The organism is Ancylobacter amanitiformis, assembly GCF_030814815.1.
Classification (GTDB): Bacteria; Pseudomonadota; Alphaproteobacteria; order Rhizobiales; family Xanthobacteraceae; genus Ancylobacter; species Ancylobacter amanitiformis.
The window spans coordinates 1-12,962 of sequence record NZ_JAUSVR010000035.1; the positions used below are offsets into that span (position 1 = coordinate 1).

The 12,962-nt window shown below is 57.6% G+C and carries 13 protein-coding genes; 7 read left to right on the plus strand and 6 right to left on the minus strand.

Features of this window, described 5'->3' with window-relative positions:
• Positions 1-343 precede the first annotated feature (343 nt).
• The 6 genes from QOZ99_RS22035 to QOZ99_RS22060 all read left to right on the plus strand — a co-directional run bounded on the left by QOZ99_RS22035 (position 344) and on the right by QOZ99_RS22060 (position 7,273).
• Positions 344-1,315, plus strand: a complete 972-nt coding sequence (locus tag QOZ99_RS22035; protein ID WP_306892136.1) for a glycoside hydrolase family 25 protein — start codon at positions 344-346, stop codon at positions 1,313-1,315.
• 50 nt (positions 1,316-1,365) lie between these two features.
• Positions 1,366-3,198: a GH25 family lysozyme gene (locus tag QOZ99_RS22040; protein ID WP_306892137.1), complete on the plus strand. Its 1,833-nt coding sequence runs from the start codon at positions 1,366-1,368 to the stop codon at positions 3,196-3,198.
• Positions 3,199-3,276: 78 nt separating this feature from the next.
• Positions 3,277-3,966 carry a hypothetical protein gene (locus QOZ99_RS22045; RefSeq protein WP_306892138.1) on the plus strand — a complete coding sequence of 230 codons (690 nt, stop codon included), beginning with the start codon at positions 3,277-3,279 and terminating at the stop codon, positions 3,964-3,966.
• Positions 3,967-4,609: 643 nt separating this feature from the next.
• Positions 4,610-5,242: a glycoside hydrolase family 75 protein gene (locus QOZ99_RS22050; protein WP_306892139.1), complete on the plus strand. Its 633-nt coding sequence runs from the start codon at positions 4,610-4,612 to the stop codon at positions 5,240-5,242.
• An 11-nt stretch (positions 5,243-5,253) separates the two neighbouring features.
• Positions 5,254-6,063, plus strand: a complete 810-nt coding sequence (locus tag QOZ99_RS22055; protein WP_306892140.1) for a M15 family metallopeptidase — start codon at positions 5,254-5,256, stop codon at positions 6,061-6,063.
• Between the two features lie 61 nt (positions 6,064-6,124).
• Positions 6,125-7,273: a hypothetical protein gene (locus tag QOZ99_RS22060; RefSeq protein WP_306892141.1), complete on the plus strand. Its 1,149-nt coding sequence runs from the start codon at positions 6,125-6,127 to the stop codon at positions 7,271-7,273.
• Positions 7,274-7,472: 199 nt separating this feature from the next.
• On the opposite strand, the gene QOZ99_RS22065 is transcribed toward QOZ99_RS22060, so the two are convergent.
• The 6 genes from QOZ99_RS22065 to QOZ99_RS22085 all read right to left on the minus strand — a co-directional run bounded on the left by QOZ99_RS22065 (position 7,473) and on the right by QOZ99_RS22085 (position 11,157).
• Entirely contained in the window at positions 7,473-7,814 is a 342-nt protein-coding gene (locus QOZ99_RS22065; protein ID WP_306892142.1) for a phospholipase C/P1 nuclease family protein, read from the minus strand.
• 171 nt (positions 7,815-7,985) lie between these two features.
• Positions 7,986-8,045: a hypothetical protein gene (locus QOZ99_RS22400; protein WP_503128562.1), complete on the minus strand. Its 60-nt coding sequence runs from the start codon at positions 8,043-8,045 to the stop codon at positions 7,986-7,988.
• The gene (locus QOZ99_RS22405; RefSeq protein ID WP_503128563.1) at positions 8,020-8,622 is read right to left on the minus strand and encodes an IS3 family transposase; all 603 of its coding nucleotides are present in this window, start codon (positions 8,620-8,622) and stop codon (positions 8,020-8,022) included. Before QOZ99_RS22405 ends, QOZ99_RS22400 begins: the two co-directional genes overlap by 26 nt.
• A gap of 148 nt (positions 8,623-8,770) precedes the next feature.
• On the minus strand, positions 8,771-9,037 hold the full coding sequence (locus QOZ99_RS22410; RefSeq protein WP_503128564.1) for a transposase: 267 nt from the start codon (positions 9,035-9,037) through the stop codon (positions 8,771-8,773).
• Between the two features lie 136 nt (positions 9,038-9,173).
• A complete protein-coding gene (locus tag QOZ99_RS22080; RefSeq protein ID WP_306892143.1) occupies positions 9,174-10,364 on the minus strand; it encodes a pentapeptide repeat-containing protein in 1,191 nt (396 codons plus the stop codon).
• Between the two features lie 19 nt (positions 10,365-10,383).
• A complete protein-coding gene (locus tag QOZ99_RS22085; protein WP_306892145.1) occupies positions 10,384-11,157 on the minus strand; it encodes a hypothetical protein in 774 nt (257 codons plus the stop codon).
• Positions 11,158-11,292: 135 nt separating this feature from the next.
• Between QOZ99_RS22085 and QOZ99_RS22090 the strand changes: the two genes are divergently transcribed.
• Complete coding sequence (locus QOZ99_RS22090) at positions 11,293-12,738, plus strand: phospholipase effector Tle1 domain-containing protein (RefSeq protein ID WP_306892146.1); 1,446 nt, start codon at positions 11,293-11,295, stop codon at positions 12,736-12,738.
• Positions 12,739-12,962: the final 224 nt, after the last annotated feature.

Below are 12,962 nucleotides of genomic sequence, written 5' to 3' on the forward strand. Positions count from 1 at the left end.
ACGCTCGCTCAGCAGGAACAAATCACCCATGCCAGCCTCCTCAAGGGAGACTGTGAATCACAACTCAAGGCAGATTAATAGGTCCTGAGCCTAGGTTGCATTTTTGTCTCGGGGGCCTCCGCGATTTCTAGATAACGCCTTTCTGCTGAGTTCGACCACTAGCGCGCTTCTGCAAAGTTGGCTTGGTCTGTGTGGTGAGCTGAGTGGCGCTTTGTCGCTTCTCGGCCAACCAAGATTTTGTAGGCTAGCCATAAAAGTAGGTGATGCCAAACGTGATTTTTTACTTGTCTTCCCTTATGGGATATCGGATCTTCAAGGAATACGCTTAGGAAGGTTCACGGTAATGCTCAAGGCTCTTGTCAGCGTTGTCGCCCTGTGTTCTGTGTGGTTGGTTTCGGCTTTGGCCCAAGAAAAACCGGAGATCCCATCTCTGGCGTCCCTAGATTTGATAGACTTAACCGATGAGCCATCGCGTCAGGACTTGTTCGAAATTGTGCGCAAGGACGCCATGCAAGGTCTGACGCAAGATCAGATCCGCAAATTTGACCTGACCGCTCCGTTCGTCTTTCCAGAGCATACGCGCAGGGATGTAAAGCTTAACAAGCCACGGATAAACTCGATTTTCGGCATCGACATCAGCCATCACAACGGCCCGGACGTCGATCTCGAAGGTTCCAAGATGGCCAATGCCCGCTTTGTCTACGTCAAGGCGACGCAGGGGCTGACGTTCCGCGACCCACGGTTCGCCAGTAATTGGTCCAGGCTTGGTGCATTGGCCGAAGGACGGAAGGTCCATCGGGGGGCCTACCATTTCCTGTCCGCGAACCAGCCGGGGCGTGATCAGGCTCTGCGCTTTGTTGCGGTGCTGCAGGCACAAGGCGGCCTCGCTCCAACGGACATGCCGCCCGTGGTAGATCTGGAATGGGACAAGGCGTGTAAGGACTCTCCCGATCGTTGGATCGATACAAGTGACCCAGGCCGGGGCGACAAGATCATCAAGGAACTCCTCGATTTCATGTGGGTCGTCGAGCAGGCGACGGGTCGCAAGCCCATGGTCTACACGGCGCGCTCGTGGTGGAGGTCTGCCATCGGGTCGGAGGCGAAGTTCTCTCGCATTTCTGGATACCCGATCTGGATCGCTGACTACTCGATTTCGAGTCAGGCCGTCGAAGTGCCCAAGGTCCCAAACGGCGCGGCTTACTCGTTGTGGCAGTTCACAGATCGCAGCCAGTTCGGTAGCAAGAAGTTGGACGCCAATATCTTTAAGGGTACCGAGGACGAATTCTACCAGCGACTTCAGGTCTCTCGCTTCTAACGATATAGGGCATTAATATGTGGCGGGCGCTTCTGTCCTTCGCAGTGCTCATGGTAGCGGTCGATCCGGCCGCTGCCGTCCAATGCTCCAACGGGGCCGACGTCGCTGACACCAAGTATTGCGACCTGTTCAAGTACTATCGCAAGGAAATGCGGCCACTCGATCAACCGATCGTCGCAGCCCTTGGAGGAAAGACGACGGACGACGTTCGATCGTTCGCCCTGATCATCGGCGTGAGCAAGTACAAGGTCCAGGAATGGGATCTGCCTGCCGTCGAAATCGACGTAGCCAAGCTGACCGAGCTCTTCATCGATCATCAACGTTTCGACGAGGTGATCGTCCTCAAGAACGACGACGCGACCGTCGAGAATATCCGCTATTTTTTGGAAAGCTATTTCATCAAGAAAGCGGCGGAGCAGGACGGGAAGTCCCGGCTCGTGGTGACGTACTCCGGACACGGTGTCGGCGATGCGGGGACGGGCTCGAAGGCAGGGTTGGTGCTGGGCGCGGCCAGCAGCACCAGCGATTGGGACCACATCGTTTCGACAGCTAGCCTGCGGGCTGCGATCGAGCAGTTGGCTGCCTCGCATTTCCACGTGCTGACGCTCATCAACGCCTGCTACGGGGGCGGAGTGTTCGGCTTGGCCAATGCTGCGACGAACATGGGGGTCACCTATCTACGTGGGAGTCACGCGCTTACCGCAGGGCCCAGCGATCAGGTGGTCTACTCTAAGGGTGGCCTCCGTGACGGAAGCCTTTTCTTCGACGCCTTGGTCGAGGCCGTGCGCCTGGATAAGGCCGATCCCGACAACACGACAAAGTTTACCGACGGTCAGGGGCACGTGTTGTCCGAGATCCACGACGGTACCATCCGCCTAGGTTGGATTTCCCTGTACGTCACGCGCAGGCTGCAGGACCAGAGGCAATGGTTCAAAGATAAGGGTTACGAGCTTTGGCCACCGCTGGGCGGCCCTGTAATCCCTAAGGACCAAGAAGCGCGTGGGGCGTTTTTCTTTATGACCACGCCTCGCCCCGTCGTAACCTCGATGCAGTTGCCGACCGAGGTGGAAGCACTAATCAAGGTGATCGCTTCGAACGCAATGGAAACGAAGACGGACGGGCGTCCCGCCCCCCGTGTGAGTGCGCTGCCGGGCCGGCCGGATATCAAGGTTTTTAGTCCGCCGACGCAGTACGCTATTCGGGGTCTGGACGTCTCTCAGGCCGAAGGGGAGATCGATTGGAAGCGGGTCAAGTCGCAGATCTTCGATTTCGCGTATGTTCGAGCCTCGTATCGCGACGAGGATCCAAAATTTCAATCGCATTGGAAGGCCACGCGTGATGTCGGCCTGCTGCGGGGGGCCTACCATCGCTTCGACTACTGCAAGCCGGTCGCGGATCAGGCTGCGCTCATCCAGCGTGTCGTTCCGGTCGAGACGGACGCTTTGCCGATGGCGGTCTGGGTGGACTTGCCAATCGGCGCCGAGCAGAAGGCTTGCAGTAACACGATCTCCCGGGCTGAGTTGAAAACGCGCGTGCTCGCACTGCTGGAATTGGTCGCCGAGCGGTACGGTAAGATACCTCTCGTGTATGGCGTGAGATCCTACCTCAATCAGATCCTGGACGTGCGCTTCAACAAATACATGGTCTGGTTCGCGTCCTATCCGCGGGAGCGCAGCGCTACGCTCAGCGCCAAGGACCTTAGCTTCGGCGGTGCAAACCCCTGGACCCTGTGGCAGATCACGGCGTTCGAAACCGTTCCCGGCATCGGAGAGAACGTCGACGTCAGCGTTTTCTTCGGCAACGACGACCAGTTCAAGAGCTTCGTACGTGGCCGGGATAACGTCGCGCTGACAGCCGTGTCGAATCAAGCAATCGTTCCCTGAGGCTGGAAGATGTCAAACCGAAACATACCTCACCTACTTGCTTGGCTGGCCTTGATCGTTTGTACGTCCGCCGGGGCCGTGGCGCAGACCCCGAACGAGATCGATCTGGTAAGAAAGGCGCAACGATCTGCATACGCTATTACCAGTGCGACGAACGGCTGTCCTAAGGTTGATGAAGACGTGCGGGGTTGGCCTAAATATCTCATTCGCCGCTGCGAATACCGCCAAGGCAATTTGACGGGATTGGTTTACCTGGCAGAGGTTCCAGCGAAAACCGTAGCTGCATGGATTTCTCGGACATGCGCTCGCAAGATGCCAGAGGTCGCTAGTTGCTTTGGAACGGTGCTTCGCTGTGGGCAGCTCAATTCGGGCTATATGTTCCCCGTTGCCGGGAACATCATCGAGGATGGCAGGAACTTTTTTTTTAGGAATGGCATGACCGTCAATCTTGGCGATGGCACTCACGCGTCGCGGCGGCCGATCCCCCTAAAGCTGCAGGAGGAACTGGCGCAGCGCGGCGATGCTCAAATATTGAGTATTCCCTCGGGACTCACGCGCTACTGGCGCAGCCGGCCGCATCAAGTCGCCGTGCTTTTTCCGGACAAGCGTGCTCCCGAAGCCGTCAATACCGCCGAGCAGCGTGCGCTGTGGCTAAGGATCGCGCGAGACGAGTTTCTCTCCGCTGCGCGTGGCCGCGAAAATCGCCTACTTGAGGCATATGTCGCCGTGCATCGCGACGTTCTCGCGCGCGGCCAATGCCCGCTGTGAGGTGTTGAACCGTTGCCAGCTGAACGGCGGCAGGAACAGGTGGTCGCATGCCTCTTTAGGTAACGCCCCGTTCAGCGGACTGTAAGGAGTTACTAGGGCCCATCTCCAATCGCCCAGATAAAAGCTATGCTATGGCGCTGATGCATGCGCTACATCGCAGAAATTGCCCAGGGTCAGTCAATGATCCTCTCTTGCCCAATGGCAAAACCGTGCATCGCCTCCATCTTCGGACATGACGGATTCGATCTTTTCCGCCATCTATTAATGGTGCGCGAGCCGAGTTGATTCGTAAAGCCGACCTTAAAGTAGAGATGCGTGTCGGCAGTGCCATGATAAAGGAGATGGGCGCCCAAAAATTCAGCGAACACATTTGACTCGACTTAGCTTCAACATCTTGATGGAATGCAAATATACTTTTAAGATTAGGGGGGTTGAGACGTAAAACGTTTCGGACTGATAATGGGCTCGTCGCTGCTTGTGGCGGGCACGTTTTTCCGTCGCCGAAAAACTTGTCGAAGGGGCGTCCGACGGCAGCTGTGCGTGCAGCTTCTTCCATGTTGGATCGTTAAGTCCTCCTGAAATTCTACGTTCTGGGTGCGATTGCCGCGTTCGAGCAGCACGGCAGAGCCAAGGTGGGGCCACCATGCGGCGTGTCGGTGAGATACAGGCAGAAGGCTACCTCTGCGAGATCTGGGAAGACGATGATGGGCGGGTCCATTTTACCGCCGATGCGGATATCGATGCCGATGGGGCGAACGGTCAGAATGGCGCTTTGGCTGCCTACAAGACCGACAACAGCGGTTTTGAGTATCTCGCCAATGGCGGGATGGCCATTCAGAACGGCAAGGTCATATGTGCCCATGAGTGGGCTCGGGACATTGTCATTCTCGGGGCCGACAACGAGCCGCGGGTGTTCCCTGGCGGCATCATCGCCTCACCGACCTGGTATTGCTATCCTGGCCGAGAGCTGGATGACCCTGCCGCCTATGTCGATGCACAGACAGTGCCTTACATCGTCGTGCCTCCGATGATTATCGCACGCGTGGCCGGCGTCGTGCGCGGGGGCAAGGCCCGTGTCACTTGGCAAGGGCGCAGCGTTGATGGCGTGGTCGCCGACCGGGGGCCGCGCAACAAGATCGGTGAGCTCAGCATTGCCGCCGCTGCGGCTATAGGCATGCCGTCGAGCCCACGCCATGGCGGACGGGAAATCCCCGACGTGGAGTATGAGCTTTGGCCAGGCGTGGCCGCACCCGGCTTTGAGCTGCAGCCGGCCTAACGGGTGACAATATGAGCGTTCAGGAGAGCTTTCACGACCGCGCCTTCACCGTCGCTGATCCCTATGCGCGCGTGCGCAACGATCATGATTTATTGTCTTACGCAACTTACCAACAGGGCGAGCCGCTGCCAGCCGGCGCCAATGTCGGAGACTTCAAGCGTATTGCGCGAGGAACGCAGCCGGTCGTTGTAGAAGTCAAGGTTCTGACAACGGGCAGCCAGAGCAAGACCGTGTTCGCGCGAACCAACGCCGCTAATGGCGCGCCTCTCGGCTGGACATCGACCCGCAATCTCGATGGCAAGTTCATTAACGAAACCATCGGCGCGCTGCCTCCAAGCGAGGGCGACGGCCGTTTTGGCCCGAATGCGGCCTGGTCGGGGTGGCATTTCCTAGGCCAGATCGATCTCGTTGAGATTGTTGACAACACGCTGGAGATTGAGCGGATCGCGCTTAGCAGCGCTTCGCATTATTTCGCGATGACCGAGGCGGCGAAAGCCGCCGGTGTCGCTGTCGCGCTCAATAGTGGGTTCCGTTCCTATCACGAGCAGAAGTTCCTATGGGAGGGCTTTAGCCGCGGTCTGCCGAGATTCAATAAAGCGGCAAAGCCCGGCACCTCCAATCACCAAAACGGTATTGCGTTTAATATCGCGGTAGCCGGCGGCGCCGGCAGTCCGGTCTACGACAGGTTGAAGGTCCACGCGACTTCATTTGGTTTCCTGCGCACGGTCAGTAGCGAGCCATGGCTCTGGGAATACGACCCGGCCAAGGCAGCGACGGCAAGGCAGAGGGGCACGTTCAAAGAGCCGGACGTTTCGAACTGATAGCGCGAACCTGGATATCGTCAGTCGACACAAAGTGAAAGCAGTCCAAAGGGGGGCGGTAATGTTAAGTCAGGTCAAGAAAATCTTTCTTACTTTCGCTGTAATGGCTTCGCTCTCTGTCGGAGCGAAAGCAGAAGAGTTCACAAGCATTACCCGTCCTAGTTTCGCCGGTATCGAGCCGCGCCTGGTGTATGGTTTGGTGGAGTACGACTTCGCGTTTGCCGGCAGTAACGGAGCCGCAAGGACGCAGTCTGCGTCGGCCTTCTTGCGCTCGTTGATACAATCCAGGTTCAGCAATAGATCCGGAAATTATATCGTTACGCTCGACCTCCTTATAGGAGATAGAGTTGTGTCGACAGAGCCTATAATGTCGGCAAATTGGGAATCAACAAGATTTCTCTTTCTGACGACATCTGAAAAAACCAATATCGTTGTGAACAGAAATGGCGCTCTTCTCGAAGATATCGTTGTCGATGGAGAGACTAACAAAGTGTCTCTTGCGATGAAAATAAAATACAGTTCAACGACGTCCGTCGATATGTCTTTGCTGACAGAGTTGTCAAGGCTATCGAAGACAGCTTCGCTCGCGACGTTTGCGCCTGGCATAAAGACGATATCCGATGCTTACGCGCCATTTGCGGACATTTTCGCTAGAATGCTCAGCAGGTATACGGAAACCTCCATCGTTGACACCACGACTGGGGCATTCACGCTTCTTGATGAGGGTTATCCGAATCAATTGAGATACGATGGGTCACATTTCAAGGTAAATATTTATCTCAAAACAGTAAACTCGCAACTTCGGACGAATTTTTCTGCTCAAGGGTTTAACATTACCAACTACAGTCTGCCTCTAACTGAGGTGAAGAGCGGCATCGGTGGCGCCCGCGCCCCTGTGATGGACCTCATAATGGCGGAAACTGGTAAGCCTGGAGCCTTCTTGAAAGCGATTACCGAGGAGCGATTGTTGGAAAGCCCTAAGCCGGCAGCGGAAACGGAGATCCGCGATGATTGCTCCGCCTTGAAGGATAGATTGAAAAAATACGCGACGTCACGCGATGCCACCCTTCTCTACTGGGCCTTCCTTCGAAATTATCGCACGGAGATTCTGAAATATAAGGACGGTGCCAGCTGTGGCCGGGGCGATCTGGTGGAAGATCTCACAGCGCTTAACTTGGCGCTTAAAGCAGATCAGTGGCCAGCTCAATGATCGGCCGGAGCGCTGGTATGATCGCTCGCTTGAGTGATGACGTTTTGACGATGGCCTCCTTTTCGCTAGGCCATCTGGACGTATCTTACTGATTTAGGCTGCGTATCGGCAGGAGTTTCTCCTATGATTGCCTCGGTTTAGTTTCCATCGACGGTCGTTTGTGCGCGGGTAGGGCCTACGATCGATCAATCCAGCGCCATCAAGGCTTTTGTGCCGCGTTCTGAACCGGCTCCGTGTAGCTCGGATCGAGAGCTTTGTTGATCAGATGAACCAGCCGGAACCCTGCCCGTTGCACGCGCATCGCTGCGACCTGTTCAAAGGATGCGAGATAGGCTTGCGAGAGTTGGATTTTCCGGGACGGGACGGTTGGCCGCCATATCTCGTCCTGTTCCGTGTACCAGCACGATCCGTTCTTTTTGAAGCAATAGAGCACCCCGTCCGAGATCGCGATTTGGAAGGACTCGTTCGCCCATTGGAAGAGATCACCCTTTACCAGGCCCTTTTCTTCGGTCAGTGACGTGTTTGCTAGCAAGGTGTCCACGGCGCGGTAGGTGACGTTGCCCCCAAGTTCTATCCAGCGTCACGTTCGTTCTGGCGGGTGGATTTGGCCTTGCTGGCCGGGCGAGCGGCGGGATCTGGCGCGGAGCTTTTGGCCTGGCGCAGCGGCAGATCCCGTCGCGGGTGGAAGATGGTGGCGAAGGCGGACGGGGGTCTACCAGCCGAAGGCGGAGTGAGGGCGCGATCCATTATAGTCGTGCCGCCACCTGCCCAGGGCCGCTCTGGCCTGGCTCAGCGCCGAGAACATGCGTCTCGTTGAGAAGCTCGTCGCGCAGGCGGCCGTTGAAGCTCTCGATGAAGGCGTTCTGCATGGGCTTACCCTGCGCGATGTCGTGCCATTCGACCTGTGCCGCATCCGCCCAGGCGAGGATGGCGTTGGAGGTGAGCTCGCTGCCGTTATCGCTGACCATCATCCCTGGCCGGCCGCGCTCGGCCACAAGGCGATCCAACTCCCGGGCCACCCTCACCCCGGACAACGACGTGTCCGCCAGAAGGGTGAGGCATTCCCGGGTGCAGTCGTCCACGACCGTGAGCATGCGGAAGCGACGGCCGCAGGTGAGCTGGTCCGACACGAAGTCGAGCGACCAGCGCTCGTTCGGCCGCATAGGGATCATCATGGGCGCCCGCGTCCCGATGGCCCGCTTGCGCCCGCCGCGCCGCCGCACCTTAAGGCGCTCCTCGCGATAGAGCCGGAACAGGCGCTTGTGGTTGACCACGAAGCCCTCCCGCCTGAGCAGGACGTGGAGACGCCGATAGCCAAAGCGGTGCCGCTCATGAGCGATGGCCTTCATGCGCTCGCGCAGGGCACCGTCGTCGACCCGCTTCGCCTAATATATCTCATGGTCATGCGGCAGAAGCCGGTGGCTTTACACGCCCGCCGTTCGCTCATCCCATGGGCTTCCATGACGTGGGCGACAGCCCTGCGCTCGGCAGCGGACGTCACCACTTCTTTCCCAGCAGATCCCTCAGCGCCACATTATCCAGCATGGCGTCGGCGAGCATGCGCTTCAGCTTGGCGTTCTCGTCCTCGAGCGCCCGCAGCCGCTGGGCCTCCGATACCTTTATCCCGCCGAACCGGGCCTTCCACTTGTAGATGCTGGCGTCACTACCCCCGTGCTTCCGGCACAGGTCTGAGACCGGCACCCCGGCCTCGTGCTCCTTCAGGATGGAGATGATCTGCTCTTCTGTGCAGCGGCTCCGCCTCATGTTCTGGTCCCCTCAATCGGCCAGAACGAACTTCAAGCTGGATTAGCGCCAAGGGGCAACGTCATTTCCATTACAATACAAAGACGATCCCGACCCCACAAAGCCACGCGATTTTATAGCGTGGCTTTGTGGGACGTCAGCCCTCAATTTTAGCGACAGATTCCGCCGCTAAAGACAGAGACAGCGGCGCAAGGCTTAAAATGTTGCGGCGTGGCGTGCGAGCGTTCGCAAGCACCTCTTCCAACTCCGCAGCAGTCAGTTGGCTGAAGTCATAAGTGATTCCGAGCTGCGCCAGCTCAGCGTACATCCTGTAAACCTTCGCCGGCAGTTCGTGGGTTTTGATCGCCTCGCCAAAGCACGTCATGAATGAATCACGCTCGCCACCCGACGATGTCGTGTCGTCCGCGTACTGTCGGTAGGTGCGTCGAACGCGGCGAACAATAAGCCCCAACATCAAAGGCGGTATGGGCCGATCAAGCGGCAGAACGTCAAGGTTTTCCGGATCGCGGACAATCATCTCATAGCCGGGACCGAGCCGCTTCGCGACCGCGGCGATAAGCGTGCTATGCAGGTAAACGTTTCCGTCCACAAAGATCCTGGCTGCGATGCGACGAATTTCAGGCGGGTGCAAATCGACGTACAGGAGCGCCTCCAGCGCCTTCGCCACCACCCGATTATCCGTGGAGGTGAGCAGCGATTCAATCGCACGGCGTAAACGTTCATCTTTGCCCCACCCCGCATGGATCAGAATTCGTAGTGTCTTGCCAATGAGGTGTAGATCGCTCGAGTGGTCGTTGATGATGTCAAACATCATTTCATACAGCCACATATCCTTATCGTTGGCCGTGCGGACCAGGTGAGCGAGAATCTGGCCTTTCAGGAACGAGCTTTTGGCGAGATCAAAAATCCGCGTCGCCACCAGACGGTTGTGTGCCAACTCGGCATTCTGTGGCTTCAGGGCATCATAGATCCAGGTGAGTTGCTCAATCCAGTCTCCACGCAGGATCTGCCGGTGGCGCTTGTCATCAGGAATATCGCTCGCGGCATGGACACGCATGCGATGGGCAAATAGCGAGCCTTCAAGCCTCGCCTGGATGAGCACCGTGGATTCGGGCGCCCATTTCACCCTAATGCCGTGGGCGCCGCGTAGATCCGCACCCGTAAAATCGAAACCCGCGAGGTTGGTATCGGAAAGGTCCACGTCGCGGAGGTCCGCGTGGCGTAGATGACGCCCCGGATCCAGTCCGGCCAACCTGATCAGCTCGCCAAAATTCTGCGTCTCACTGCCCAGAACAGCGCGCACCGGCGTGGCCAGTTCCCGACCCATGACGGCTTGTAGCGAGATACTATCCCTCATATTCAGCCGTCGAGGTACTGAATGTTACTTCACCATTATATTCGGCGCTGCCAGAGACCTTATTGAGCGCTTTGGCAACAAGGATGGCGAGCACCCTCTCTTTATTATGACTTAAGCGAAGCAGCTTGTCATCCTTCAATACCGTCGTGGTAACTTGGCGGGCCGGCGTCGAAACAGCCAAGGTCGTAGCTATCCGATTAGGGTTTACGCTGTTGTGACGCAGTTCGCAGAGCGGCGTGTCGTTCAAATAATGATGGTCCAGCTCGCTGTCCGACGGTTCACTGACGCGCCAGTTATTGTTGCCCATCGCCCTGACGGGATGATGGGTAGTGCGCCGCTCAGATTTTTGCCTGAGCGTAGCTGTAGACTTATCGGTGCGACTTTTGTCGCGGGTGGCTCCGAGCTTCGCCTGCTGCAGCAGCGGCGTGATCTCGCCCTCGGCTATGGCCTTTGTGGCAACAACAGCTTCTACAGACGTCACGATCTCTTGGTCGACCGCGGTGCGCGTTTCAATGACCTCGGGCACAAGATCAACGCCGTACCTGGTGCCCTGAACCACGTCCAGCCCATCGAGCCGGAGGCCCAATGTGACCTGTCGTAGTGACACCTTAATGATCATCTGGTCCACAGCTACCTCACCGGGGAAAATCGCCAGCTCGGCCTTTAGCGTGTAGGCCCCATTTTGGGGGTCCCCGACGTCCAGGACGCTCTGCAGATCCACGATATCTGCCAACGGATTATCATTGTAGGAGCGGAACGACATCGCAGTATCTCGGCTCCAGCCAGAACAAATCAAAGCATTCTAAATGTAAGCGCAATTGTGCATCTCTCCAGCCCTACCGCTACGGAATACACTTATGCCGGCAGGTGATTCGCGACGAGCCGCTGGGAGATTCGATTGGCCAAGCTTATTCTGGTTTTCTCTGACGGTACTGGCCAGATCGGCGGCATGAGGCCTGATCAGAGGCTCTCGAATATCTATAAAATGTACCGCGCAATGCGACCGGGCCCGGACTCACCGATCCGCCCGCAGGAACAGGTAGCGTTCTACGACGCAGGCCTGGGCGCCGGTGAGACCGACGGATTCACCTTCCGTCGGCTCCGGAATATCCTGTCCGCGGCCGTGGGCACGGGCATCGATGAGAACGTGATCGACTGCTATGCCGCCATCATCGCCAGTTATCAGCCTGGCGATCGGATTTGCCTGTTCGGCTTTAGCCGGGGTGCTTACACCGTCCGCTCGTTAGCCAACGTTTTGAACCTTTGCGGTGTACCCACGAAGGCGGCGGACGGCAGCCCTGTCCCGCAGTACGGACCCAAGCTCCGTAAGATCGCGACCGATGGTGTACGTTACGTTTACAACCACGGTGCAGGGTCCCAGCGCTCCCGATACGAGGACGAGCGCGAGGAAAAGGCGCGCCGCTTTCGCGTCAAATACGGCTCGGAAGGACTCGGCGCCGACGGCGAGTCGCAGGGCAATGTCCAACCCACGTTCGTCGGCGTGTTCGACACCGTGGCCGCTCTTGGAAGTCGCGATGCCTCTCTTCTCGCCATAATTGGATTTGCCTTACTCCTGCTGGCTACATGGTGGATCACGGACGTAGCTCCCTGGTGGGCGACGGCTCTGTTCGCGGCCATCCCGGCCGCCGCGGCGTATTGGGTCACGAACATAATCCTGGGGCAGGTCAAGTATTTCTTCAAAGATCCGGACCGGAAAATCCGCTTCTGGAATCCGCTCGATTGGCTGGCACTTGCGCGCCATGGCCACATCGCATGGTGGTCAGGGAAGCACTACGATCGCTATATCGATCGCGAAGTCCCCTTCCTGCGTCATGCACTCGCTATCGACGAGTCCAGGGCTAAATTTCCACGCGTTCCGTGGGGCCGGACTGCCGACGTCGCATGGAACAGCCAACGCGGTAATCCCCAATGGCTGATGCAGGTCTGGTTTGCGGGCAACCATTCCGATATCGGCGGTAGCTACGCAGAAGAACAGTCGCGCTTGTCTGATATCGCCCTGGATTGGATGTTGACGGAATTGAAGCAGGCCGTGCCGGAGGTGCAAATTCGATCGGAGATCATCGTCACCGCCCCGGATCCCCTGGGTCTCCAGCACGATGAACGGGAAGGCTTTCTGGACGGGTTGCCGAGCTGGCTGCGCCACTGGACGGGCGATCGACTTACCTGGAGGCAAGAGGTTCGCAAAATAAAAGATGACGCACGACTGCATCCCTCCGTGATCGCACGCTGCGAGGCGGACCAAGTCCCCCAAATGGGGGATGTTAAAGCCTATCGGCCCCCCAACCTACAAAACCATCCGATGGTCGGACGCTTCTACCAGTAATGCGCCAACTTCAGCGCGCATTACTGGTAGATACAGAGGCAACCCGCTGATCAGGCTACCTTTTAACGAGTGGATGGCGGACCGCGCCTTCGTTCAGGTGCCGATGCAGGCATTCGCACCAAAGTGGCTATCTAGGCTCAGGACCTATTAATCTGCCTTGAGTTGTGATTCACAGTCTCCCTTGAGGAGGCTGGCATGGGTGATTTGTTCCTGCTGAGCGAGCG